Genomic DNA, 25,922 nt, shown 5'->3' on the forward strand with positions numbered 1-25,922 from the left:
CGCCTCAGTAGTCTCGCTGCATGTCGGCAATCTTCTGTTGCAGCTTGCGCACCTGTTCTTCCTGCAGCACGCGCTTGTATTCAATCGGTATCACCTGTATGAAGTCGTCGGCATAGCGCCCCCAGTCGTCGAGCATCGTGCGCGCCAGCTTCGAGCCGGTGTACAGGTAGTGCTGCCGTATCAGTTCGTGCAGCTCCTTGCGGTGGGCGCTTTCCTCTACAAGGTTTATCTCAACCATGTCCATGTTGCAGTAGTAGTCGAAGTCGTGGCGGCGGTCCCACACATATGCCACGCCCCCGCTCATGCCTGCGGCGAAGTTCCTGCCGGTGTCGCCGAGCACCACCACGCGGCCTCCCGTCATGTATTCGCAGCAGTGGTCGCCCGCTCCCTCTACCACGGCGATGGCTCCCGAGTTGCGCACGGCGAAGCGCTCGCCCACCTTTCCGTTGACGTACAGCTCGCCGGAGGTGGCCCCGTAGAGCCCGGTGTTGCCGGCTATGATGTTGTCTTCGGCCGCGAAGCTGCTCCTGGTGGGCGGCAGTATGGCTATGCGCCCGCCGCTGAGGCCCTTGGCGAAGTAGTCGTTGGCCTCGCCCTCGAGCTTCACGTTGACGCCCTTGGCCAGGAAAGCCCCGAAGCTCTGGCCCGCCGAGCCCTTGAAGCGGATGTTTACCGTGCCGTCGGGCAGCCCCTGTTCGCCGTGCCTGGCAGCTATGGCACCGCTCAGCATGGCGCAGGCGGCACGGTCGGTGTTGCGTATGGCATAGTCGAGGTTTACCTCGTCCTGGTGGTCGATGGCCGCCGCGGCGGCGTGGATGATTCGCTTGTCGAGCACGTCGTCGAGGTCGTGGCGCTGCGATGCCGTGCAGTGCAGCGGGCCGTCGGCGCCGTCGCGTGCCAGCAGCCGGCTGAAGTCGAGCGTGGCCTCCTTCTCTGTCGCGGGCTTGCGTGCCGTTATCAGCTCAGTGTGGCCCACTATGTCGTCAAGCCGTGTGAAGCCCATCTCGGCCAGGTATTCGCGCACCTCTTCGGCCAGGAACATGAAGTAGTTGACCAAGTACTGGTATTTGCCCATGAAATGCTTGCGCAGCCGCGGGTCCTGGGTGGCCACTCCCATGGGGCAAGTGTTCAGGTTGCACTTGCGCATCATCACGCATCCCAGCACGATGAGGGCCGCCGTGCCGAATCCGAACTCCTCGGCGCCGAGCAGCGCCATGGCTATCACGTCGCGTCCGGTCTTGAGCTGTCCGTCGGCCTGCAGCCTGACGTAGCCCCTCAGCCCGTTTCTCACGAGCGTCTGCTGTGCCTCGGCCAGGCCAATCTCGGGCGGTATGCCGGCGAACCGCATGCTTGAGGCAGGGCTGGCACCCGTTCCGCCCTCGGCGCCGGAGATGACTATGAGGTCGGCCTTGGCCTTGGCCACGCCTGCGGCGATGGTTCCCACGCCGCTCTCGGCCACGAGTTTCACGCTGATGGCGGCCCTGGGATTGACGTTCTTGAGGTCGAAGATGAGCTGGGCCAGGTCTTCAATGGAGTATATGTCGTGGTGGGGCGGTGGCGAGATGAGCGATATGCCCGGTATAGAGTGGCGCGTCTTGGCAATGACCTCGTCGACCTTGAACCCCGGCAGCTGCCCGCCTTCGCCCGGCTTTGCCCCCTGTGCCACCTTTATCTGTATCTCCTCGGCGTTGACAAGGTAGGCGGCGTTGACCCCGAAGCGCCCCGAGGCCACCTGTTTCGTCTTCGACGACAGGCTGATGCCGTCGACCGACGCCGTGAACCGTGCGCTGTCTTCTCCGCCCTCGCCCGTGTTGCTGCGTGCCCCGAGCTTGTTCATTGCCAGGGCTATGGCCTCGTGGGCCTCTTTCGACAGCGCACCGAAGCTCATGGCGCCCGTCACGAAGTGCCTTACGATGCTTTCGGCGGGCTCGACGCGGTCGATGGGTATCGGGTTGCTGCGGAAGTCGAAGAAGTCGCGGATGAATATGGGCTCGTCTTTCTTGTCGGCCAGCCTTGTGAACTCCTTGAACTTGGCATAGCTGCCCGTGCGTGTGGCCTGTTGCAGCGTGGCTATCGTCTCGGGGTTCCAGGCGTGGCGGATGCCGTCGCGACGGTAGTGGAACTGCCCGTTGTTGGGCAGGAAGTCGGCCTTGGCCTGCTTGCCGAAGGCCATGTCGTGCATCTTCACCGCGTCGTCGGCGATGGTCTTCAGTCCGATGCCGCCTATTGTCGACGCCTCGGTGCCGAAGTATGCGCGCAGCAGGCTGTCGGACAGCCCTACGCTCTCGAATATCTTGGCGCCCCGGTAAGAGCGTATGGTGCTGATGCCCATCTTTGCCATTATCTTCATGAGGCCCTTCTTTACGGCCTTGACATAGTTTTTCTCGGCCGTCTCATAGTCTTCCTGTATCTTGTGGCGCCTCACGAGGTCGTCGAGTATTGCAAACACCATGTACGGGCATAGTGCCGACGCGCCGTAGCCCAGCAGCAGGGCGGCGTGCATGGTCTCCCGTATCTCGCCGCTCTCTATTATCAGAGCCGTCTGCACCCGCTTGCCCACGGATATCAGGTAGTGGTGCACGGCGCTCACGGCGAGCAGGCTCGGGATGGCGGCATGGTCGCGGTCGGCCCCGCGGTCGGTCAGAATGACGTAGTTGACGCCCTCGTCGACGCTGCGCTCCGCCTGCTTGCACAGGCTGTCGAGGGCCTCGCGGAGTCCCTCCTCGCCCTTGCCGCACTCGAAGGTGATGGGCAGCTTGACTGTGTTGAAGCCCTTGTAGCGTATGTTGCACAGTATGTCGAGCTGCGTGTTGTTCAGTATGGGGTGCGGCAGTCGCACCATCTTGCAGTTGGTCTCGTCGGGTTGCAGAATGCCCGTGCCCACGCGGCCAATGTATTCGGTGAGCGACATTACCAGGTTTTCGCGCAGCGGGTCGATGGCGGGGTTGGTAACCTGGGCGAACTGCTGCCTGAAGTAGTTGAACAGCGTCTGCGGCCGCTCGGTGAGTACGGCCAACGGAGTGTCGTTGCCCATCGAGGCGGTGGGCTCGCTGCCGCTTACTGCCATCGGAATGATGGTCGAGCTGATGTCTTCCTCGCCGTAGCCGAACATCAGTTCGCGGCCCATCAGGTCGGGCAGGCTGTTGTCCACGCGGCGCCCGCTCCTGAGTTTCTCGAGCTGTATGCGGTTGGTGGCCAGCCACTGGCGGTAGGGATGCGCCGCGGCCAGGCGCTCCTTGATTTCGCCGTCGTAGTAGATGCGGCCCTCCTGCGTGTCGATGAGCAGGATCTTGCCCGGCTGCAGGCGCCCCTTCTCGGCAATCTCGGTGGGGTCGAAGTCCATCACGCCCACCTCGCTGGCCACCACCATCATGTCATTCTTGGTGATGGTGTAGCGCGCCGGGCGCAGGCCGTTGCGGTCGAGCATGCCCCCGGCGAAGCGCCCGTCGCTGAAGAGCAGCGCCGCCGGGCCGTCCCACGGCTCCATCAGTATGGAGTGGTACTCGTAGAACGCCTTGAGGTCTTCCGAGATGGGGTTCTTGTCGTTGAAGCTCTCGGGCACCATCAGCGCCATGGCGTGGGGCAGCGAGAGCCCGCTCATGACGAAAAACTCGAGCACGTTGTCAAGGCTGGCCGAGTCGCTCATGCCCGGCTGCACTATGGGCGAGAGCTCTTGGATGTCGCCCAGCGCCTCGGAGCCGAGCACGCTCTCGCGGGCCTGCATCCACCCGCGGTTGCCCCTGATGGTGTTTATCTCGCCGTTGTGGGCCAGCAGGCGGAAGGGCTGCGCCAGGCTCCACGTCGGGAACGTGTTGGTAGAGAAGCGCGAGTGCACCAGCGCCAGCCCGCTCGTGAAGTAGCTGTTGGTTAGGTCGGGGAAGTAACGGCGCAGTTGCATGCTCGACAGCATGCCCTTGTATACAATGTTCTTGCTCGACAGCGAGCACACGTAGAAGTCGCTGTCGGCCACGCGGCGCTCTATGCGCTTGCGTATCTTGTAAAGCGTGCGCTCGAAGGTGGGCACGCGGTCGTCGGTGACGCCCGTTACGAACACCTGCCTTATGGCCGGCTCGGTCTGCAGGGCGGCCTCGCCAAGGCACTCGGGGCATGTGGGCACTGTGCGCAGGTGCATCAGCGAGAGCCCCTCGCGCTCAATCTCCTCGATCATCACCGACAGTATGGCTGCCTGTCGCTGCCCGTCCTTGGGCAGGAACACCAGCCCCGTGCCATACTTGCCCTTCTCGGGCACGGGTATGCCCTGCAGCAGTATGAACTCGTGGGGTATCTGCAGCATAATGCCAGCCCCGTCGCCAGTCTTGTTGTCTGCGCCCTCGGCACCGCGGTGGCGCATGTTCTCGAGCACCTTCAGGGCGTTGTCAACAAGCTCATGGCTTTTGTTGCCGTGTATGTTAACCACCATCCCCACGCCGCATGCGTCGTGCTCGTAGGCTGCATTATACAATCCTTTTTCCATATTTGGTTGCGTTTAGTTTGTTAAACCCTGATTTTGTTTTCGATTTGACTGCAAAATTACCTATTTTGGTGTCAATATGACATACAGACAGAGGCTTTTCAATCAACAAAATCGAACAAAATGTCAAATTGAAACGAAACAGAGTGAAACGCCTTACAAATAGTCTTTATATCGCGCTGAATTTGTTTTGATTGTAATCAACGCGCGCTTTGCGCAGAACTTTTGTTGCCGCCGGTTCGCTACGTAGGCAGCAGTGTCCGGCCAAACGGGCCGTACTGCATTTCAAAACGGGCCGTATGGCCGTTCAAAACGGCCCATTCGGCAACGCCAAACGGCCTGTTTTGCAATGTGCTGCCTGCCAGTGGGTTGCGCCGCTGGCACACCTGCGGCATGCCGGACATGCCAATGCGCATCCGGCAGAGGCGTAAATGCAAAAGAAAAAGGTGGGTGGTTGATGCGTATTGCTCAAAATCTCTTATGGAGAGATGGTATTTTCGGTGCAAAGATAAGGATAATCCAATAAACAAGCAAATATTTCGATGCCTTTTTTTCGCATAAAGGTCATTTTACTAAACATTTATTGAGCAAAACCATTTTCGGCCCGTTTGGCCGCCCGAGGCATGCTCCTAATATAAATATGTGGGGAATGATGGTGGCTCCAACATCAGGTGATGGCCCTGGAAACACACGGAAATGGGGTAAAAGTGTGCAGATTTCGTAAACAAATGGCAGGCCCGCCAACCGGCTGTGCGGCCCGCCCCGACACGGGCTCTGAGCCATGGCATCGGCCCGCCGAACCGCCGCGTGATTTTCTCTCCATAAGAGACGGACATTTTTCAGGCGTACGAACCATTGAGAATCGTTACAGTTTTTTAATTAATAATTTATCGTATGAGAAGAAAGTTTATTAGTGCACTGCTTTTTGGAGCCCTCGTTACGGCTTCGACAAGCACGTTTGTTTCTTGCAAGGACTACGATGACGACATCAACGGCCTGCAGGGACAAATTACGACTAATGCGTCTACTCTCGAGGAAATGGTCAACGAGAAGGTGAGCAACCTCACCACCGAGATCAACACCTTGAAAGACCAGGACGCTGCCCTCACGCAGGCTCTCGACCAGGCCAAGGCCGACCTGAACGCAGCCATAGAGGAGGCAAAGACCGCAGCCAGCGATGCTGAGGCTGCAGCCAAGGCTTATGCCGACGTGCAGGCTGAGGCTGCAAAGGTTGCCGCCATCGAGGCTGCAAAGCAGAGCATAGCCGATGCACAGGCACAACTGCAGGCCGGAATCGACGCTGCCACCCAGAAGCTCGAGGAAATCAGCGGCCAGGTGTCTACACACGAGACGCAGATTGCAGGCCTGCTCGATGCTGACAAGGAACTGCAGGACGCCATCACTGCCGCCAATGGCAAGATTGACGCTGCCCAGACAACGGCCAACGACGCCCTGGCTTCTGCACAGGAGGCCAACGACAAGCTGGCTCAGGTCGTAGAGAACCTCGCAACCGTGAAGGGCGAACTTGACAGCCAGATCTCGCTGCTCGGCGACAAGGTTGACCAGGCCGTGGCCGACATTGCAGCCAACAAGGCCGAGGTGGATGCCGACATAGCCGAGGCCAACTCGCTCATTAAGTCTAACGCCGATGCCATAGCCGCCCTTCAGAACAAGGATACGGAGCTCGGAAAGCTCATCGAGGCCAACACCCAGGAGCTGACCACGCTGAAAGGTCAGCTGGAGTCGCTCCAGTCGACACTTGACGCCAACCTCGAGTCGGCCAAAGCATACACCGACGCACAGATAGAAGGACTGAAGTCGGCACTGGGCATACCCGTTGAGGAAATCAAGACCAACTTCGAAGACATCCAAGAACGCCTCGGCAAGGCCGAGGAGCAGCTCGCAGAGATTGTCGAGGCTCTAAAGAGCGATGACGGTTCAATAGGCAGCATCAGCTCGAGCATTGCCTCGCTGCGCGAAGACCTCACCGAACTGACCGGACAGGTGGCAACCAACCTGGAGACCACCAACCAGAAGATTGGCGAGCTCAAGGGCGATATCGAGGAAATCAACGGCAAGCTCTCCACCAACTCATCAAATATTTCCGACCTCCAGGAGCGCGTGTCTACACTCGAGAGCCAGATAGGCCAGTGGGCTGAAGGCATCGGCACGGTGGCAGAGAACGTCAAGCTCATGCAGGACAACATTACCGCCCACAGCGACGAGCTGGCACGTCTGGCCGGTTTGAGCAAGCAACTCAAGAGCCTTGTTTTCTGCCCGACTACTTATGTCGATGGTATTGAGTGCATCAAGTTCGCTACCTTGAAGTATCAGGATTGGGGTCTTAACCCGAGCGACTGGGAGGCTAACAGCGCCAAGAGCGGCAACAAGTACTATGTGATTGACGACGCAGAGCAGTATGAGGAATACTTTGCCAACCCGCGCAATGTGCTCAAGAGCGACATCAAGAGCCTGGAGTTTGTGTCTAACGAGGCAACCAACACGCGTGCAGTGAGCAACGAGGCTCCTATTGCAATAGCAAGTTGGGATCTTGGAAACAACGACAACGGTGCTTATGTGATGAAGCTTAACCTCAAGAAGACCACCGACGCATCGTTCGGAACAGACAAGGATAAGTTCACAATCGTTGCCCTCAAGGCTACACTCGACGACAAGTACCTCACAGAAGAGGAGAAGAAGAACGGCGAAAAGGCTGAGGTTTACTCTGATTGGGCACGTTTGTATGAGACATCTGAGACTCCGCGCATACACAATGCCTTGATGGTTGACGCCAACGGCAAGCCTATCTCTGGCAAGAGCGGCTCACACTTCTGGACATACTCGGAGGTTTACGCAAACAAGACAAAGAACGACGCTCTCCCGACAAGGTACAACGCCCTGCACATAGCACAGAATGTGTATTATGAGGACGAGGTTGACTTGGATGAACTCATGATGGTTTGCGACGGTACAAATACCGAGAGCGGTACTATCTACGACGAGGAGAAGTACGGACTCGACTATGAGTACCACATCATGGACTACACTCTGGAGAACGAAGGCAGCACAACAGACGCCACAAACCAGAAGCACTTCGCTAAGCTGAAGGACGGTCACATCCTCGTTTCAACAGCACGCGACGGACAGACTGAGAAGAACCGTGACGCCATTGGCCGCCAGCCGATGATTCAGGTTGTGCTCAAAGACGTGCGCGACCCGCAGAACGTTAAGGTAATCGATGTGCGCTACTTCAAGATTAAGTGGGTTGACAAGACCATTGCCGACAACTACGGCGAGCTCGAAGACTTCACTGCTGACTACGTGTGTGGCGCTGCTGTCAAGGATCTCGTTGTGAAAGAGGAGGTGATGAACGGCATCTACACGAAGTATAACATGTCGCGCGATGAGTTCCACAATAGCTACAAGCTTGGCTCTTCGCTCTATGCAACCGCTGATGACGCAATGAATGTACAGAACCCGAAGGCAAACCTCGGTACGATAGTTGACCTTTCTGATGCCGGTGGCCACGGTCAGACGCACAACCTGCAGTGGAACATCAACACGACTCAGAACGCCGCAACGCAGGCCGAGTATGAGCAGGGCTACAAGGACATCACTGCTTACGGCTACTATCAGAGCACTTCCAATGAGAACAGCCGCATTGTGTTTGAAGTTTCGTTGAGGCTTAACATCGCACAGATGGCTTACGCCGACGGTGTGAACAAAGACCAGACCATGTGGAAGGACGGTGCGCGCAACGTGAACCCGCAGCTTGAGAGCGACGCCAACTTCGGAAACTCCAAGTATTCGACGACAATGATCTTCGGAAGTTTCCTGAAGGGCTACATCAACAACGGGCAGACACCGTCTAGCATTGACCAGCTCGTCAACTTCAACGACGACGTCAACTTCGTATTCGATGAGGACAAGCTCTCAGAGGTGGCTCAGGCTACAGGCACGAACGAATATGACTGGGCCGTGAAGAACAACGGCAAGGAGCTGCATTACAAGGGTCAGCAGGCCGCATTCATCAGTGGCAACGACCGCATACAGCTCTGGGAGAGCAACATTACTCTCGGCAACGTGAACAGCGTTCCGTCAGAAGGCGCCAAGCTTCTTGTCGGCAAGTCGGTTCCTGTGAAGCTTGTTGATGAGTGGTGTGACCTCACCGACATCATCGACGCTTACAATGTGAACTTCCTCACGCCGCTGAAATTCACTGAGTCTTACAAGAGCGTGACGCTGAAAGACATCACAGCAGGTGGCTCTTCGTCTTCTGCTCTTGCCGGAACGATAGAGATTACCGAGGCGTTCACCACCAACAAGCGTGTGGTATACGACAACAAGAAAACAGGCTCGAAGACTAACGCCGCACTGGTCAAGTGGTATGCAGTAGAGACTCCGGCCTATGGTGTGGCCCAGGCCAAGACCAACATCCAGACAAACGGTCAGATTGGTGAGAGCTGCAACACTCTGCTCACTGACATCAAGAATGCCGACGGCTCTGCAAAGTACGTTGTTGAGATAGTTGGGACGGGTGCAAACACTCAGGTTAAGTTCTACAACATGTCAGGAAACGCCATCGGTCAGGAGTTCAAGATTGAGATACCTGTTACTGTAGTGACCAAGTGGCAGACCATGCACGCAACACTTGCCATCACTGTTCAGCCCGCCATCTAAGCCGGACGGCAGATAATGGCAAGGCAAGCATAAAAGTCTAAAAGGTTGGAAAGGCATCTCTTCTTTAACAAAGGAGAGCATGCCTTTCTTTCCTAAAAATGTAATCAGACAAGATGAAGAATTATATTGTTATAGCATTGTTCATAGTGGCCGGGGCGATTGGCCTCCGGTCGTGTTCAGGTTGCTCCTCCGGCGACAAAGGAAAAGAAACTGATACGATTCCCACGTTTGTTAAAGCAGATACCACCGAGGTGCTCAGGCTCACCCAAGAGTATCTGGAATACGTGAAGAACAAAGAGTACGACAAGGCTACGGCCATGCTTCATACGATAGTCAACGATAGTGTCATGCCTCTCTCCGAGAAAGTCGAGACGCGCATCCGCGCCCAGCAGCGAACCTTCCCGGTTATTGCCTATCGCGTAGTCGACATGGAGTTTGTCAACAGGAACCGCGTAACTGTGACATACGCTATCGAATTCTTCGAGAAAGACCCTAGTGACAGCATACAGAACACCATCCGCCTGACATTCGCTCCGCAGCGTATCAACGCCGTGTGGTTTCTTGAGCTAGTTGATAAGTCGGTAATGAAGTAAATCAATTAAACATTGCTGTTATGAAAAAGAGACATTTTTTGGCATTGGCCGCAATTGCTGCCGGGCTTCCTGCTGCTGCCCAGCAGGATGCAGCGGATGATGTAGAGTTCTGCCCGCACGCCTACATACAGGCGCATGGCGGGGCGCAGTACACTCTGGGCGAGGCGCCCTTTGGCGACCTCGTCTCGCCTACGGCCCAGCTGGGTGTGGGCTACCGCTTCCTGCCGTGGATGGGAGCCCGCCTTGCCGTGGGCGCATGGCAGAGCAAGGGCGGCTTCAACGGCTACACCGCCGACGGGCCGTCGCGCAACGTAACTTACTCTTACAACTACGTGGCGCCGGCCCTCGACGTGGTGTTCGACCTCACGTCGGCCATAGGCGGCTTCAACCCCTCGCGCCTTGTCAGCGTGACGGCGTTCGTGGGTGGCGGCGTCAACATCGGCTTCGGCAACGACGAGGCTGGCGACATTGCCCGCCGCGGTTACAGGCTGGCCTATCTCTGGGACGGCACCAAGGTGCTACCGGTGGGCCGTGCGGGCCTTGGCGTTGACTTCCGCCTGTCGGATGCCGTGTCGTTAGGCATAGAGGGCAACGCCAACATCACATCCGACGAGTACAACTCGAAGGATGCGGCTCAGCCCGACTGGTACTTCAACGTGATGGCCGGCATAAAGGTCAACCTCGGAAAGACCCACCGCAAGCGCGTCGCCGAGGCTCCCGTGCGCCAGCCCGAGCCTGTGGAGCAGCCCGCCCCGCCGGTGAGCGAGGCCGAGCCCGCCCCGGCGCCCAAGCCCGAAGCCCCGGCCACGATGCGCCGCGACGTGTTCTTCCTAATCAACTCGGCCCGCATATCCGACGCCGAGGGTGCAAAGCTCGCTGAGCTGGCTGCCTTCCTCAAGGCAAACCCGAAGCTCAAGGTGAAGGTGACGGGCTATGCCGACGCCGACACCGGCACCGACGCCATCAACGACCGGCTGTCGCGCCAGCGCGCCGAGGCCGTGGCCAAGGCCCTCACCGGGGTGCATGGCATCGAGGCATCGCGCATCGAGGTCAACAGCAAGGGCGCGCGCGTGCAGCCGTTTGCCGAAAACGACAAGAACCGCGTCACCATCTGTGTGGCCGAGTGAGCCGTGGTGGCATGTTTACAGGCACCGCAAGCTGGCTTGGCCCAAGCCTGCCCGCCGTTTGCCGTGTGCAGCCTGCCTTGCTTGAAGATAAAGCGGGCGGGAGCAGAGCGGGCTTGCCGGCCGGCCTGTCTTTGCCGGTTGTCTTGTCAAGATATATGGAAATCTAAGGCATAATGCAAATGACGATGCTTAATAATAACTTTTTCGACCAATTGTATGATATAGTATGTAATCATTTGTGATATTTTCTGACAGGGTAACAGTTAAACATATAGAGTACATTAAGAGGTGATGGGGCCTCCGCCGGCGGGCGGGCAAGGGCCCCATTTTTGGCGTTCAGCCCCACGGCCGCAGTGGCCTGGCTGCCGTCTCCCGGCAGGCGGGCGTTGCTGCCGAGGCCGTTTTGCATCGACAAACGGCCCGTTTCTCACGCCCAAACGGCCTCCGTCGCATTGCAAAACGGCCCGTTTGGCAATGCCCTGAGCCACAGCGTGTTGCGCCGTGTGCCCATGCCGGGGCGTCGCCGTGGTTTGCTTTAGCCCGCGCCAGCCGCCGCCAAGGGGCGTGCCTGAGCGCCCTGTGGCCGCAGCCGCGGCGCGCCCGGGCCTGTTCGGTGCAGCGCCCAAGACGTCTTTTTTACCGATTTTCTTTGCTGTTTACAATATTTTCAGTATTTTTGCATTATCCAAATCCTATGGCGCAGCCCGCCCGAACCGCTCGGGGATGGCGGGAGGGGCTCAACATAACCGTAACACTTATGCAGACAAACAGCCACTTATCCGTGTTGATACACGACCAGGCCAAGAAGTATGGCGACCGCGAAGCCTTGATATACAGGAAGTTCGGTAGCAAGAAATGGGTGTCGTGCTCGTGGGCGGAGTTCTCGCGCACGGTCGACATCGCGTCAAACGCTCTGATGGCCCTCGGCGTTGAGGCGCAGGAGAATGTGGGTGTGTTCGCTCAGAACTGTGTCGAATACATGTATTGCGACTTCGGCGCGTGGGGCGTAAGGGCCGTCACTATACCGTTCTATGCCACGAGCAGCGAGCAGCAGATACAGTTTATGATCAACGACGCGCGCGTCAGGGTGCTCTTCGTTGGCGAGCAAGAGCAGTACGACAAGGCCCACCGGGTGTTTGCGCTCTGCCCCACGATGGAGCGCATAGTCATCTTCGACCGCTCCGTGCGCATCAGCACCCACGACCCCAACGCCCTTTACTTCGACGACTTCCTCAAGCTCGGCCAGGGCCTTCCGCACCAGGCCGAGGTCGAAGGCCGGCGGGCCGAGGCATCATACGGCGACGTTGCCAACATCCTATATACCAGCGGGACCACCGGCGACAGCAAGGGCGTGGTGCTTACCCACGGGCAGTATCATGCCGCGCTTGAGGCCAACGGCCGCTGTGTGGCCGTGGGCGAAGACGACCGGGTGATGAACTTCCTGCCCTACGCCCATATCTTCGAGAAGGGATGGACGCTGCTGAGCCTGTCGCAGGGCGCAAGGCTCATAGTCAACACCTATCCGCAGGAGGTGCAGGAGTCCATGCGCGAGACCCACCCAACCAGCATGAGCTCCGTGCCGCGCTTCTGGGAGAAAGTGTATGCGGGCGTCCAGGAGCAGATAGACCGCGCCAACCCCGTAAAGCGCAAGCTGTTCAAAAACGCACTGGCCGTGGGCCGGAAGCACAACATCGAATACCTGAGCCGCGGGCTCAGGCCGCCGTTGCAGCTGCGCATTGAGTACGAGATGGTCAACCGCACCATATTCAGCCTCGTGCGCCATGAGCTCGGCCTCGAGCACCCCAACATCTTCCCCACGGCAGGGGCCACGGTGTCGGAGCATGTCGAGGAGTTCGTGCATTCCATCGGGCTCAACATGATTGTAGGCTACGGCCTCACCGAGAGCCTGGCCACCGTGTCGTGCGACCGCCTGGGCGAGCCTTACACCGTGGGGTCGGTGGGACGGCCCATCGACGGGCTCGAGGTGAAGATAAGCGACGAGGGCGAGATTCTGCTCAAGGGGCCCACCATAACGGGCGGATACTACAACCGCCCAGACCTGACGCGCGACGCCTTCACCCACGACGGATATTTCCGCACGGGCGACTCGGGCTACATGAAAGACGGAGAGCTCTTTCTCAAGGAGCGCATAAAGGACCTCTTCAAGACCTCTAACGGCAAGTACATCGCCCCGCAGGCCATAGAGTCGAGGCTGCTCGTCGACAAGTTCATCGACCAGATTGCCATCATAGCCGACCAGCGCAAGTTTGTCTCGGCGCTCATCATACCCGAATACAGGCTCGTCGAGGAGTTTGCGCGCGCCAACGGCATTCCCTTTGAAAGCCGCGAAGACCTATGCGCCAACGCCAAGGTCAGGCAGATGATGATGGAGCGCATCAACACGCTGCAGCAGCAACTGGCCCACTACGAGCAGGTGAAGCGCATCACGCTGCTGCCCCACCACTTCAGCATGGAGCGTGGCGAGCTCACCAACACCCTGAAACTGAAGCGCCGGGTCATCAACGAGAACTACAAGGCCGAGATTGACAGAATGTACGAGGACGAGGGGAATTGAGAATTAAAAGTTAAAAGCTAAGAATTATGAATTAAAAATGGGCTGCGTGGTGTCAGCAGGATGCGAAGGCAAAGGCAAAAGTCCGTGCGAGTTAAGGATTGAAAATTAAGAATTAAGAATTAAAAGGGGGCTGCGCGGTGTCAGCGGAAGGTGAAGTCAAAGGCAAATGTCTGTACTCCTGTACTCCAGCACTCCCTGAATCTGGGACAAATGTCCGTACTCCAGTACTCCCGAACTCCGTTAATCAGAGGCAAATGTCTGTACTCCTGTACTCCAGCACCACTGCAACTACAAGAACATTATATATATATGATTACCGCAGAACAACTGAAAGACGTCATGGAGCGCGCCGACGCGCTCAACCGATACCTTGACATTGACAAGAAGCAGATGGAGTATGAGGAGGAAGACCTGCGCACACAGGCCCCCGACTTCTGGGACGACCCGAAGCGGGCCGAGGAGCAAATGAAGAAGGTCAAGGCCCTAAAGAGCTGGATCGACGGCTACAAGGAGGTGCGCACGTGCGCCGATGAGTTGCAGCTCGCGTTCGACTTCCACAAGGACGACATGGTCACCGAGGAGGAGGTCGATGCCGACTACGACCGCGCCATAAAGGCCATAGAGGCCCTCGAGCTCAAGAACATGCTGCGCCAGAAGGAAGACCCCATGGACTGCGTGATGAAGATAAACAGCGGCGCCGGCGGCACCGAGAGCCAGGACTGGGCACAGATGCTCATGAGGATGTACATGAGGTGGGCCGAAGCCCATGGCTACAAGGTCACGATAAGCAACCTGCAGGATGGCGACGAGGCCGGAATAAAGAGTGTTACCATGGAGATTGAGGGCGGCGAGTATGCCTACGGCTACCTCAAAAGCGAGAACGGGGTGCACCGACTGGTGCGCGTGTCGCCGTTCAACGCGCAGGGCAAGCGCATGACGAGCTTCGCCAGCGTGTTCGTGACGCCGCTCGTCGACGACACCATCGAGGTGTATGTAGACCCGGTACGCGTCAGCTGGGACCTCTTCCGGAGCGGAGGGGCCGGCGGACAGAACGTCAACAAGGTGGAGACGGGCGTGCGACTGCGCTATCAGTACGTCGACCCCGACACCGGCGAGGAAGAAGAGATACTCATAGAGAACACCGAGAGCCGCAAGCAATTGGAAAACCGGAACAACGCCATGCGCCTTTTGAAATCGCAACTCTACGACCGTGCCATGAAGAAACGCCTCGAGGCACAGGCCAAGATAGAGGCAGGCAAGAAGAAGATTGAATGGGGAAGCCAGATAAGGAGCTACGTGTTTGATGACCGGAGGGTGAAAGACCATCGCACAAACTACCAGACCACCGATGTCGACGGGGTGATGGACGGCAAGATCGACGGCTTCATCAAGGCCTATCTCATGGAGTTCCCCGTCAACGAAGAGGCCTGACCGGCACTGAAGACAATGATACCGACAACTAAAAACAACTGATTATGAGCGACAAAGGAAAGGCTCGCCGTGCGGCTTACGAAGCACAGCAGGAGAAGAAAGCAAAGAGAGTGGTCAACTGGATATTCGCCGCGCTGGTGCTGCTGGCGATATTGTACATCATCTACACGTTCGGCATAATGAGCTGATGGGCGCTGTCGGCAATGTGGAGATAGAGCGCAAGTTCCTCGTCGCGGGCGACGGCTACAAGCGCCTGGCCTGCGGCAGCAGCCGCATACGGCAGGGATACATCTGCAGCGAGCCCGGTCGCACGGTAAGGGTGCGCCTGCGCGGCGGCCGTGGTTACCTCACCATAAAGGGCCCTTCGGCCGATGGCGGCCTGAGCCGCTATGAGTTTGAGAGGGAAATCACGGCCGACGAGGCCAACGCCCTCTTCGACCTCTGCGAGCCGGGCGCCATCGACAAGACGCGCTGGATTGTAGAGTGGGGCGGCCATACGTTTGAGGTCGACGAGTTCCACGGCTGCAACGACGGGCTGACCGTGGCCGAGGTGGAGCTGGCCTCGCCCACAGAGCAGGTCGACCTGCCGCCGTTCGCAGGCCGCGAGGTCACCGGCGACCGCCGGTTTTACAATTCCAGCCTCACCAAACGGCCTTTCACCGACTGGAGCGACGCCGAGCGAGCAGAAGTGCTGCGCCCAGCGCAAGGCTGACGCCTATGGCGTTTGCCACCAGGTCGGCCAGGTCGCCGCTGCGCCGGCCCCCGGTGCAGTATGCCTGAAGCAGTTCGATGGCCCCGCTCATGGCCACGGGGGCAACCCAGCCTGCCGCCGCCACGCGTGGGGTAATGGTCTTGTGCTTGTTGCGCAGCAGGTATTCGGCCCAGAGAATGAGGCACGTTCCGCCGTACATGGCCACGTGAACCCACTTGTCAATGAACCTCACGTTGTCGAGTTCCGTGTGTGGCGGCGTGAAGAAAGACAGGTACCAGATGGCTGCCACGCATGCCGTCGTGAGCGGGTATTTTCTTATCAATCGATATGTCTGTTGCATATTTGCTTTCGTTTACGGTGCAAATTTACTGATTTTTTTATAATTTTGCACTATGAATAATGACAAAACAACTTTATGGCACAGTTAGAAAGAGCTAAATTCGGAAGCAAGCTGGGCGTCATCCTCGCCACGGCGGGCTCGGCGGTGGGGCTTGGCAACGTGTGGCGTTTCCCCTACCTGGCCGGCGAGAACGGCGGTGCGGCTTTCATGTTGGTATATATTGGTTGCGTGCTTTTGCTGGGCATGCCGTGCATGGTGTCCGAGTTCATAGTCGGGCGGCGCGCCCAGGCAAACGCGGCGCGTGCCTTCCGCATGCTCGGCGGGCGCACGCCGCTGGCCCTTGTAGGCTACATGGGCGTGATAACCGGCACGCTCATCACCGGCTACTACGCCGTGGTGTCGGGCTGGTGCCTCGAGTACATCTACGCATCGGCGGCAGGTCACTTTGCCGGGGCGGGCCCTGCTGAGGTGAGCCGCTACTTTGCCGACTTCGAGACCGACCCCGTGAGGCCCATTGTGTGGATGGTGCTGGTGTTCCTGGCCACCCATTGGGTGATAGTCCACGGCGTGCGCGACGGCATAGAACGGGCCTCGAAGCTGATGATGCCGGCCCTTTTCATACTGCTTCTCATTGTGGTGGTGGCCTCATGCCTGCTGCCCGGTGCGGTGAGGGGCATTGAGTTTCTGTTCAAGCCCGACTTCAGCAAGGTGACCGGAGGCGTGTTCCTGAGCGCCCTCGGCCAGGCTTTCTATTCGCTAAGCATAGGCATGGGCTGCATGTGCACATACGCCTCTTACTTCGGGCGGCAGACGCGCCTTGGCTCTTCGGCCATGCAGATAGGCGTGATAGTGATACTTGTGGCTGTGCTCTCGGGCCTGATGATATTCCCTGCGGCCTTCTCCGTGGGCATAAAGCCCGACAGCGGCCCGTCGCTCATATTCATAACGCTGCCCAATGTGTTCCGCGAGGCTTTCGGCTTTGCCCCTGTCCTGGGCTACGTGGTGGCCGTGTTGTTCTACGTGCTGCTCACCCTGGCCGCGCTGACGTCGCTCATCTCGCTCCATGAGGTGAGCACGGCGTTCCTCCACGAGGAGCTCCACATCACCCGCCGCCGTGCCGCCACTATAGTCACGGCCACGGGCATAGTGCTCGGCGGGCTCTGTTCGCTGTCGCTCGGAGGCCGTGAGTGGCTGACGCTGTTTGGCCGCCCGCTGTTCGAGCTGTGCGACTTTGTCACCGGCCAGATGCTCATGCCCTTCGGCGGCATACTCATCTGCCTGCTTGTGGGCTGGTATCTGCCCCACAAGCTCGTGCGCGACGAGTTTACCAACTGGGGCACGCTGCCCGGCCGCTACCTGCGTCTCTTTGTCTTCTGCGTGAAGTATGTGTGCCCTATATGCATAGTGCTGATATTCCTCAACCAGCTGGGGCTGCTCTGACGCAGCGACGGCCAAACCGAAGCATGAGCCATGAAGCACCGCCCTGACCTGTTTTACCAGCGCACCGACCGCCGTGCGGCCTTGGCCCTGGTTGGCTTGGCAGCCGTTTGCACCGCGCTCGTGGTGTGGCTGGGCGGCAGCCGCGGTGGCGGCGCCCCGGCCGTTGTCACCGACACGGTGTATGCCAGTGTGCCCGGTGGCGGCCCCGGTGGCCACGCCGACATGTATGTGGGGCCCGTCGAGGAGCGCCGCACGGAGCTGTTTGCCTTCGACCCCAACACTGCCGACAGTACCGCCCTGCTGCGCCTGGGGCTGCGGCCGTGGCAGGTGCGCGCCATATACAGGTACAGGGCCAGGGGCGGGGTGTACCGCCGTCCCGACGACTTTGCGCGGCTCTACGGGCTCACCGCGGGCGAGTTCAGGCGCTTGCGCCCGTACATTACCATATCGCCCGACTTCATGCCTGCCGCCACGCTCGTGGCCGACAGTGCCTTGGGGCGCGACACGCTGCGCTACCCGGTCAAGCTGAAGGCCGGCGAGAGCATAGTGCTCAACACCGCCGACACGGCCGAGCTGCGCCGCGTGCCGGGCATCGGGGCCTATTTCGCGCGAGCCATTGTGCGCTACGGCGAGCGGCTGGGCGGATATGTCAGCACCGCACAGCTCGACGAGATTGACGGTTTTCCCAAAGAGGCAAAGCCATATTTCACCATCAGCGACCCGCATCAGCGGCGTATGAACCTCAACACGCTGCCGATGAGTTCACTGCGGCGCCATCCTTACATCAGTTTCTACCAGGCCAAGGCCATCGTAGACTACCGCCGCCAGCACGGACGGCTGCAGAGTCTCGACGACCTGAGGCTGTGCCGCGACTTCACTCCCGAGGCCATCAGGCGGCTCGAACCTTACGTTGAATTTTGAGAATGAATGCCATATCACCTTTTGCGCGCCCGTTTTACGTCATGCTCAAGCCTGCCGGGCCGCGTTGCAACCTGCATTGCCGCTACTGTTACTACACCGAGAAGCAGTCGCTGTATGCCGGTGGCGGTGGCGAGGCCATCGACGACGCTATGCTCGAGAGCTTCACCCGGCAGTACATCGAGGCCCAGACGTCGCCCGACGTGCTCTTCACGTGGCACGGCGGCGAGCCCCTGCTGCGCCCGCTGTCGTTTTACCGCAGGGCGCTGGCGCTGCAGCGGCGCTATGCCGGCGGCCGCCACATAGACAACTGCCTGCAGACCAACGGCACGCTGCTCACCGACGAGTGGTGCCGTTTCTTCAGCGATGAGGGCTTCCTTGTAGGCATCAGCATCGACGGGCCGCGCGAGATGCACGACGCTTTGCGCGGGCCCACGTTCGACAGGGTGATGCGCGGCATCGAGTTGCTCGACCGTCACGGTGTGGAATGGAACGCCATGGCCACTGTCAACAGCGCCAACGTGGGCCACCCGCAGGAGTTCTACCGCTTCTTCCGCTCCATAGGCTGCCGTTACCTGCAGTTTACGCCGGTGGTAGAGCGCACCCGCGACGACGCGTCGCCGCTCTCGGTGCCCGGCTGGGAAGAGGGCGGCAGGCTCACGCCCGAGTCGGTGGACGCCGCCCGGTGGGGCGACTTTGCCTGCGGGGTGTTCGACGAGTGGGTCAGGGCCGACGTGGGCAGCGTGTTCGTACAGCTCTTCGACGCCACCCTGGCCAACTGGGCCGGAGTGGCTCCGGGCGTATGCTCGCTGGCCGGGGTGTGCGGACAGTCGCCGGCCATGGAGGCCGACGGCACGCTGTACTGTTGCGACCACTTTGTGTTTCCGCAATACAGCCTTGGCAACATGCGCCACAAAAGCATAACGGAGATGGCCTACGGGCAGCGGCTGCGCGACTTCGGGCTGCGCAAGCACACGGCGCTCACGCGCCAGTGCCGCGAGTGCAGGTGGCTGTTTGCCTGCAACGGCGAGTGCCCCCGCAACCGTTTTGTGCGCGACCGCTACGGCAACAGCGGCCACAACTATCTGTGCGAGGGCTATGCAAGGTATTTTTCGCACGTTGCCCCTTACATGGATTTCATGAAGGCCGAGCTTGATGCGGGCCGCGCCCCGGCCAACGTGATGGGCGCGCGCATAGGGGGCTGAGGCCGGCTTCGCCCCGCCGGTGTAGTGATATTTCGCCACTCGCCGAGCAAAACCGCATCCGTAGACAACCGCCTGGCGCACAGGTAGTTGGCAATACGCCCCGTTTCGCATTGCGAAACGGGGCGTATTGCGTTCCGATATGTGCCGTATTGCAACCCGATATGGCCCTTATGGCCCGGCCGTCAGGCCGTGGCCGCGGGGTGGGGCGGGCTTTGTCGGGTTTTTTCATGGCCGCCGCCGGGCGTGGCCTTGGCTGTGGCCGTGGTGGCGCGGCGTCAGCGTTCCACCACTATCGTCACCGGGCCGAGCAGGCCCGAGGGCAGCAACGGGTCGTCTTTCTCGAAAAACTTAAACGAGACTACAGCCTTGCGGCCCTGCTGCGGGCGCGGCAGCCCCTTGGCCAGCCACTCGGGCACGCTCTTCATCTGCCGCCCGATGACGGGGGTGCCCGGTGCGTATGAGTAGCGTATGGGTTCGCTCCACTCCATGTCGTTGGGCAGTTGCTCGTCGCCAATCATCCGGTTGGGCCACAGGTTGGTCACCTCTATCTCCACCTCATTGTCACCGCCGTCAATGAAGTCGGTGATGTCGCAGCGGTAGGGCTTCTTCCACAGGTGGGCACACTCGCGCCCGTTGACCGAAACGCGTGCCGTGTGCTTCACGTCGCCCAGGCAGAGCACGTAGCGCGCCCTGCGGTCTTTGCGCCCTATGTCGATGGTCTTGGTGTATGTGGCCGAGCCCGAGAAATAGCGTACGCCAGCGTCGGGGTGCTCGTTCCACGGCATCAGGCTGTCCAGCCTGACCTCGGCCGGTGCGCCCCATCCCTCGGCAAAGCGCAGCGTCCAGCCTCCACCTACGGCCAGGGTGTCGGCCTCATGCCGTCTGTGCGTGTTGTGTGCGGCAGGCAGGGCCGTGGCCGTTCGGCGCAAGACGATGAACAGGGCCTCGTGCTCGTCGAAGTCTATCTTCACCGTAGTGCCACTGCCGTTGTCGCTCCACGCCATGGCTGTGTGTCTGGTGCCGGTGTCCGGGTGCCATATCTCGGGCGTGCGTCCTGCCGACGCAATGCTGATGGTGGCCGAAAAGGCCGAGTCGAGTGTGTTGGCTATGAAGTAAATGTCGGTAGCCCCGTCGCGGCGGTGAGTCCACTGCAGGCTGCCGGCATCGGCCCGCAGCGACGGGTGCCTGCTCCTGTAGTCGTCGGCGTGGCGGCCGCGTTGCAGCAGCGCCTGGCAGCGGGCAAGATAGTCGAAGAGCAGTCGGGCCGCCCCGCTGCGCCACCACGTCTGCCCCGGTGTGCACCATGCCCCCCACTTGCCGAAAGTCATGCCCGGCACGGCGCCGGGCCACGGGTTTTGGGCGCCGGCGTGAATCATCAGGGCGTTCACCCCGAGGCAAAACGCCCTGTCGGCCATGCGCTTCATGTCTTCGGGGCTTTCACGCCAGGCGGCCGGGGCCCACGCCGTAAACCCCTCGGCATACACCCGCCGCAGCCCGTTGGCGTGGGCTACGGCAGTGTGGCGCGGCACGCTGGGCCACCCCCAGTTCTCGGGCTTGAGCCAAAACTCGGTGCAGAAGCAGTCGTCGGGCAGTTGGCGGGTGATGGCTTCGGTGCTTATGGGACTGAAAGGCTTGGCCCTGCCCGTGCCGTAGGGCTGGTAGAGCAGCCTGATGCCGCCGCTTTGGTGGGCCAGCTCGGCCATGTAGCCATAGTAGTTTTCGGCAAAGAGGGTCATCACCACCTTTTGGAAGTCGGTGTAGAAGCGCTTCGACTGCCCGGCGTCGCCCACGTTATGGCCTGCCATTACCGGCAGCCATGGCAACAGGTCGTAGCCCGTTCGGGCCTTGAACTCGCCTGGCATCAGTGGCGTCCAGTCTTGTCCGCCGGCCTCGTAGCTGTCTATCTCCAGCCGGCAGAAGGTTTGCCCGGCGTCGTCGCCGGCAATGTCGAGCAGCATTTCGGGGTAGCTCTCCCAATAGCGGCGCACGGCTTCGCGGCTCATCTTGTCGCATTCAAGCCCGAGGCCGCCGTAGGGGGCAGTGGCTTCGTTGGTCTTTCCGTTGGTGGTGTGGCCGAAGCGCATCAGCCGCCATGTACCCTTGGCCAGCTCCGGCCTGGCCTGCGACGTGGCCGCGTCGAACGTGGCGCTGATGTCAATCACGTCGGCAGGGCCGGCAATGGTGTCGGCGGGCATGGCCAGCACGGCAATGTCGCGGTAGAAATCATATCTCGGGTCGGTGGCAGGCCGGCGCAGCTCGATTGGCCCGGCGTGGCGGCCGATGGTCACCACGGTGTCGGTCCATACCAGTTTCTGCATGGAATACTCAGGCGTCACCGTGGGATAGGCGCTCGACGACCACCCCGGGCAGTTGTGGGTGCCAAACGTCAGGCCGAGCCTGCGGCACTCGCTGATGGCGTGGCGCATCAGCCTGCGCCAGTTGTCGGTGCCGATGGCGTTGGCCGTGTCGCGCGCGGCCACCTGCATGGGCCCCCCTACAATGAACTGCTGCACGCCACCTATGCCCGCGCTGCGGTAGGCTTCAAGGTCGGCAGTGATGCCCTCGGCCGTCACAATGCCGTCCATCCACTGCCATATCATCAGCGGGCGGGCTTCTTGCGGCGGGCAGTCGAAGGCCGAGTCGGGCGGCGTCAGAAAGGTCTTTATCCTGCCCATGGCCTCGGCCTGCTGCGTTTTGTCAAAGCCGTGGCCCGCGCCGAACACCACGTGCAGGCTGGCGTCGGCATAGGCCTTGGCAGCCCGGCGCGAGTATTCCAGCGGCACCACGTTGTCTTTGTCGCCATGCACTATCAGCACCGGGCCGCCATATCCGGCCATGGCGGCGCCAACGTCGATGGCCCTTGCCTCTTTGAAGAAGCGGCGGCCCAGCGGCACACCCCACACGCGGGTGGTGTCGGGTATGTCGGCCTCGCTCTTGTAAGCCTCGTTCCAGTTGTCGGGTATGCACAGTGCGGGATAAACCAGCACGAGGCGGCTCAACTGCGACCGCAGCCCGGCGGCCGCCATGACGGCAGCCAGTCCGCCCTGGCTCTCGCCGATAATCACGATGCCGGTAGTGTCGACATCGGGCAGCGTGCGCATGTGGGCCACGATGGCACTGAGGTCGGCTGCCTCGTCGGCCACCGACATGTTCATCGTGTTGGCGTCGCTGCGGCTTCGGGCCGACCCACAGGGGAAGTCGAAGGCGTAGCACTTGTAGCCCATGGCGCAGAGCGTGGCGAAATACGCCCGTCCCGAACTGTGGCTGCCGTTGAAGCCGTGGGCTATGATGGCCACGGGGCGGCGCCCGGCGTGGCCCACGGGTGTGGCCGTGATGCCGTAGATGCGGCGGTTGCCGTTGTTCACCCATGTCTCTTTCTCTGTGAATGTGGTGGCGGCCCGTGCCGTGGCCATGCCTGCGAGGGCGGCCAGCGATGCCAGCAGCATCGCGGTCCGTGCGGCGAGCTGTGGCAATGATGCTTTGCGTGTGATGAAAGTCAGTAGCGGTAACGATTGCATAAGAATAGGGTTTTAGTGGTGCAAAGATACAAATTTTTTCCGAATGTCGGGCCTTGATGCCGGTCAATTATGCTAACGGCCTGTTCCGCCTGCACTTTTGTGAGCCAATGGCCCGTCCGGGCCACGGCTTGGTTAATGTTGCATGCCGTCGGCCCCGTCGCTGACATTGCCTTATCAGCGGCGGGCCTCTCCGTGGCAAGGCAGTGGCGTCACGGTCGGCGCTTACTGCCGGATGCCTTGATGAGCGTGCCCATACGCCTTGCGGCATGGCAGGCAACGGCCACGCTCGCCGCCAGTCCGGCCCAATAGTGCCACAGTCCGGCGTGGGTGCCGGGCCCGTCGATGCCAAGCAGGGCCAGTCCCGACAGGGCGGTGGCGGCAAACATTGCCGTGACAACGGCCGTGGGCAGGGTTCGCCTGTTGGCCCCACTGGCCATTATCCGCCTGTACCATCGCCGGTGAAACCATATATGGGCTGCCACGGCTGCAGTGAAGGCCGCCGAGGCAACCACATGGCAGACTGCCATGTCGTGCCAGCAGTCGTGGTTGCCGGTGTGTGCGGCGGCGTGTAGAGCCATCCCCGTGGCAGTGATAAGCACAAAGGTGGGCACCAAGGCCCAGTCTGTTGCTAGTGATTTTTTCATCGTCATGTGGTTTATTTGGTGAAAACATAATGCAAGCGAGGGCAATGGGAGCTTGCTCACTGATTGCCGAGTGCAGCTTATCTTATGCAAAGATAATGCAAGCGAGGGCAATGCAAGCTTGCTTGAACATTGCCGAGTGCAGCTTATCTTATGCAAAGGTCGCAATAACGACCGTCACAGACGATAACAATTGTAAAGAAACGGGCCTCAGATTCTGTTTCTTATCCTCGATAGCGACACGGGCGTTATGCCAAGGTACGACGCAATGTAGTGCTGCGGCACGCGCCTCACGATGTCGGGGCGCGTGGCCAGCAGTTCCTCGTAGCGTTGTTGAGGCGTGTTCTTTATGCGCGATAGAAACAGCTGCTGGTAAGCGTGAAACCGCTCTATCAGCTTCTCTTCGTAGGCGGTGCGCAGTCCGGGCGTGCGCTCAATGAGGGCGTAGAAGTCGTCTTTCCTTATGGCATACGCCTCGGTCGGCTCAATGCTTTCAAGGTAGAACAGGCTGGGGCGTTGCTGGTGCATGCTTTCGAAAGAGGCCACGAAGTCGCCTTCAAAGAAAAACTGGAATGTGATGTCGCGCCCGTCTTTGTAGAAGAACAGGCGCAGGCACCCCTTCCTGATGAGATACAGCGTGTGGGCCACGCGGCCTTCGCGCAGCAGGATGGTTTTCGCGGGTATGGTGCGGGCCTCGGCCACTTGGCGCAGCTCGTCCATGTAGGGCAGTCGGGGCGTATCGCCGGCGGTCGCCATCTCTTCATGGCGGATGCTGTTGACAGGCTTTTTATACAAAATAATAGGATAAAACGCAGAATAAAGCAAATTTGAGTATTCTCGCTGACAGTCAGAGAGTTTGACTTTGGATGGAACAAATTGGCATAAGGTCGGGAAAACGGATTTAGGCAGATTGCAGAAATAGATGCACTTCCAAATCATTACCCGACACCTGATGCACATTTAACACTAAAGGTCTCTATTTCTGCGTTCTGCGTAGGTTTACATTCTGCCTTTACAACTCCCGTAAACTAATTTTGCACCAAACAAAAAGCAAGGATTATGAGGAGTACATTCAAGACCGTTTTTTATGTAAACGGAAGCAAAGAGAAGAACGGAATTGTCCCCATCATGGGACGGGTTACAATCAACGGGACTATCGCACAGTTCAGTTGCAAACAGAGCATCTCAAAAGAACTTTGGGATGCCAAAGGCAACAGGGCGAAAGGCAAGAGCCGAGAGGCGGTGGCGGTCAATTATGCCCTTGACAACATCAAGGCGCAGATAACGAAGCACTACCAGCGGCTTTCCGACCGTGAGGCGTTTGTCACGGCAGAAATGGTACGCAATGCCTATCAAGGTGTAGGCACGGAGTATGAAACATTGTTGCGTGCCTTTGATAAGGAGAACGAGGCATTCGCCAAACGGGTGGGCAAAGACCGTTCCAAACGCACATATCTGAAATATGTCATTGTCAGGAGATATGTTGCGGAGTTTATCAAGAAGAAATACAAGCGGACGGACATAGCGATGAACGAACTGACCGAGGACTTCATCCGTGACTACTGCCTGTACCTGCGCAACGAAGTCGGGCTGGAACAATCATCCGTGTGTGTATACTCCATACCGTTGAAACACATCGTCACCGCAGCCCACTATAACGGGAAGATAGCGAGAAACCCGTTTGCGATGTACCATCTTGACCCTGACCACAAGGAGCGTGGCTTTCTCACGGAGGATGAAATTCAGGCGTTGAGTGCAATCAAGCTGGACAATCCCAACTTTGCATTGGCAAGAGACCTGTTCCTGTTCGGTTGTTGGACGGGAATCTCGTTCACGGACATCAAGAACCTGACCACCGACAACATCATTGAAATGAATGGTGCATCGTGGATTGTGTCGAAACGCCAAAAGACGGGCGTACCGTTCCAAATCAAGTTGATGGACATCCCGATGCAGATTATCAAGCGGCATGAAGCGTTCAGGACTGACAAGCGGCTGTTCAATATCGGCTCGCTTGACATGGTGAACAAGCGCATCAAGAAAATAGCTAAAAGATGCGGTATAGAAAAGACGGTTTCATTCCATCTGAGCCGCCATTCATTCGCTGTTTTGGCATTGAATTACGGTATGCCGATAGAGAGCGTGAGCAAGATTTTAGGACATACCAATATCACCACCACGCAAATTTACGCGAGTGCGCCCAGATTGGTCGCTTGATAAATACTTCTGTAGCAAGAAGTTAGGATTGGGTTCAATATAATCCTATCGTCA

17 protein-coding genes are annotated in these 25,922 nt (G+C 59.2%); 11 read left to right on the forward strand and 6 right to left on the reverse strand.

Annotation, left to right across the window (positions count from 1 at the left end):
* Window positions 1–4: 4 nt before the first annotated feature.
* Both gltB and H6B30_RS10655 read right to left on the reverse strand, forming a co-directional pair.
* Window positions 5–4,474: a glutamate synthase large subunit gene (gene gltB / locus H6B30_RS10650; protein ID WP_205110429.1), complete on the reverse strand. Its 4,470-nt coding sequence runs from the start codon at window positions 4,472–4,474 to the stop codon at window positions 5–7.
* 239 nt (window positions 4,475–4,713) lie between these two features.
* On the reverse strand, window positions 4,714–5,001 hold the full coding sequence (locus H6B30_RS10655) for a hypothetical protein (protein ID WP_205110431.1): 288 nt from the start codon (window positions 4,999–5,001) through the stop codon (window positions 4,714–4,716).
* Window positions 5,002–5,365: 364 nt separating this feature from the next.
* On the opposite strand from H6B30_RS10655, the gene H6B30_RS10660 reads away from it, so the two are divergent.
* The 7 genes from H6B30_RS10660 to H6B30_RS10690 all read left to right on the forward strand — a co-directional run bounded on the left by H6B30_RS10660 (window position 5,366) and on the right by H6B30_RS10690 (window position 15,589).
* A complete protein-coding gene (locus H6B30_RS10660; protein WP_205110433.1) occupies window positions 5,366–9,151 on the forward strand; it encodes a coiled-coil domain-containing protein in 3,786 nt (1,261 codons plus the stop codon).
* 113 nt (window positions 9,152–9,264) lie between these two features.
* Window positions 9,265–9,744 carry a hypothetical protein gene (locus H6B30_RS10665; protein ID WP_205110435.1) on the forward strand — a complete coding sequence of 160 codons (480 nt, stop codon included), beginning with the start codon at window positions 9,265–9,267 and terminating at the stop codon, window positions 9,742–9,744.
* A gap of 20 nt (window positions 9,745–9,764) precedes the next feature.
* Window positions 9,765–10,871: an OmpA family protein gene (locus H6B30_RS10670; RefSeq protein ID WP_205110436.1), complete on the forward strand. Its 1,107-nt coding sequence runs from the start codon at window positions 9,765–9,767 to the stop codon at window positions 10,869–10,871.
* A 757-nt stretch (window positions 10,872–11,628) separates the two neighbouring features.
* Entirely contained in the window at window positions 11,629–13,446 is a 1,818-nt protein-coding gene (locus tag H6B30_RS10675; RefSeq protein ID WP_205110438.1) for an AMP-dependent synthetase/ligase, read from the forward strand.
* A 309-nt stretch (window positions 13,447–13,755) separates the two neighbouring features.
* The gene (gene prfB / locus H6B30_RS10680) at window positions 13,756–14,877 is read left to right on the forward strand and encodes a peptide chain release factor 2 (RefSeq protein ID WP_205110440.1); all 1,122 of its coding nucleotides are present in this window, start codon (window positions 13,756–13,758) and stop codon (window positions 14,875–14,877) included.
* Window positions 14,878–14,921: 44 nt separating this feature from the next.
* Window positions 14,922–15,065, forward strand: a complete 144-nt coding sequence (locus tag H6B30_RS10685) for a hypothetical protein (RefSeq protein WP_205110442.1) — start codon at window positions 14,922–14,924, stop codon at window positions 15,063–15,065.
* Entirely contained in the window at window positions 15,065–15,589 is a 525-nt protein-coding gene (locus H6B30_RS10690) for a CYTH domain-containing protein (RefSeq protein ID WP_205110444.1), read from the forward strand. Before H6B30_RS10685 ends, H6B30_RS10690 begins: the two co-directional genes overlap by 1 nt.
* Here H6B30_RS10690 and H6B30_RS10695 read toward each other — a convergent pair.
* Complete coding sequence (locus tag H6B30_RS10695) at window positions 15,534–15,929, reverse strand: VanZ family protein (protein WP_205110446.1); 396 nt, start codon at window positions 15,927–15,929, stop codon at window positions 15,534–15,536. The genes H6B30_RS10690 and H6B30_RS10695 overlap by 56 nt on opposite strands.
* Window positions 15,930–16,004: 75 nt before the next feature.
* Between H6B30_RS10695 and H6B30_RS10700 the strand changes: the two genes are divergently transcribed.
* Genes H6B30_RS10700 through H6B30_RS10710 form a run of 3 tightly spaced genes read left to right on the forward strand, consistent with a single transcriptional unit; the run spans window position 16,005 to window position 19,492 of the window.
* On the forward strand, window positions 16,005–17,369 hold the full coding sequence (locus H6B30_RS10700; protein WP_205110448.1) for a sodium-dependent transporter: 1,365 nt from the start codon (window positions 16,005–16,007) through the stop codon (window positions 17,367–17,369).
* Window positions 17,370–17,399: 30 nt separating this feature from the next.
* Window positions 17,400–18,290, forward strand: a complete 891-nt coding sequence (locus H6B30_RS10705; protein WP_205110450.1) for a ComEA family DNA-binding protein — start codon at window positions 17,400–17,402, stop codon at window positions 18,288–18,290.
* Window positions 18,291–18,292: 2 nt separating this feature from the next.
* Window positions 18,293–19,492 carry an anaerobic sulfatase-maturation protein gene (locus H6B30_RS10710; RefSeq protein WP_205110452.1) on the forward strand — a complete coding sequence of 400 codons (1,200 nt, stop codon included), beginning with the start codon at window positions 18,293–18,295 and terminating at the stop codon, window positions 19,490–19,492.
* A gap of 275 nt (window positions 19,493–19,767) precedes the next feature.
* On the opposite strand, the gene H6B30_RS10715 is transcribed toward H6B30_RS10710, so the two are convergent.
* The 3 genes from H6B30_RS10715 to H6B30_RS10725 all read right to left on the reverse strand — a co-directional run bounded on the left by H6B30_RS10715 (window position 19,768) and on the right by H6B30_RS10725 (window position 24,446).
* Complete coding sequence (locus H6B30_RS10715) at window positions 19,768–23,010, reverse strand: alpha/beta fold hydrolase (protein WP_205110454.1); 3,243 nt, start codon at window positions 23,008–23,010, stop codon at window positions 19,768–19,770.
* 209 nt (window positions 23,011–23,219) lie between these two features.
* Window positions 23,220–23,654 carry a DUF4405 domain-containing protein gene (locus H6B30_RS10720; protein WP_205110456.1) on the reverse strand — a complete coding sequence of 145 codons (435 nt, stop codon included), beginning with the start codon at window positions 23,652–23,654 and terminating at the stop codon, window positions 23,220–23,222.
* Window positions 23,655–23,861: 207 nt separating this feature from the next.
* Window positions 23,862–24,446 (reverse strand): Crp/Fnr family transcriptional regulator, encoded by a 585-nt coding sequence (locus tag H6B30_RS10725; RefSeq protein ID WP_239483902.1) that lies wholly within the window; start codon window positions 24,444–24,446, stop codon window positions 23,862–23,864.
* 264 nt (window positions 24,447–24,710) lie between these two features.
* Here H6B30_RS10725 and H6B30_RS10730 point away from each other — a divergent pair, with 264 nt between their 5' ends.
* On the forward strand, window positions 24,711–25,868 hold the full coding sequence (locus tag H6B30_RS10730; protein WP_205110458.1) for a site-specific integrase: 1,158 nt from the start codon (window positions 24,711–24,713) through the stop codon (window positions 25,866–25,868).
* Window positions 25,869–25,922: the final 54 nt, after the last annotated feature.

Origin of the sequence: Marseilla massiliensis, assembly GCF_016899955.1 — a bacterium.
Classification (GTDB): domain Bacteria; phylum Bacteroidota; class Bacteroidia; order Bacteroidales; family Bacteroidaceae; genus Prevotella; species Prevotella intestinigallinarum.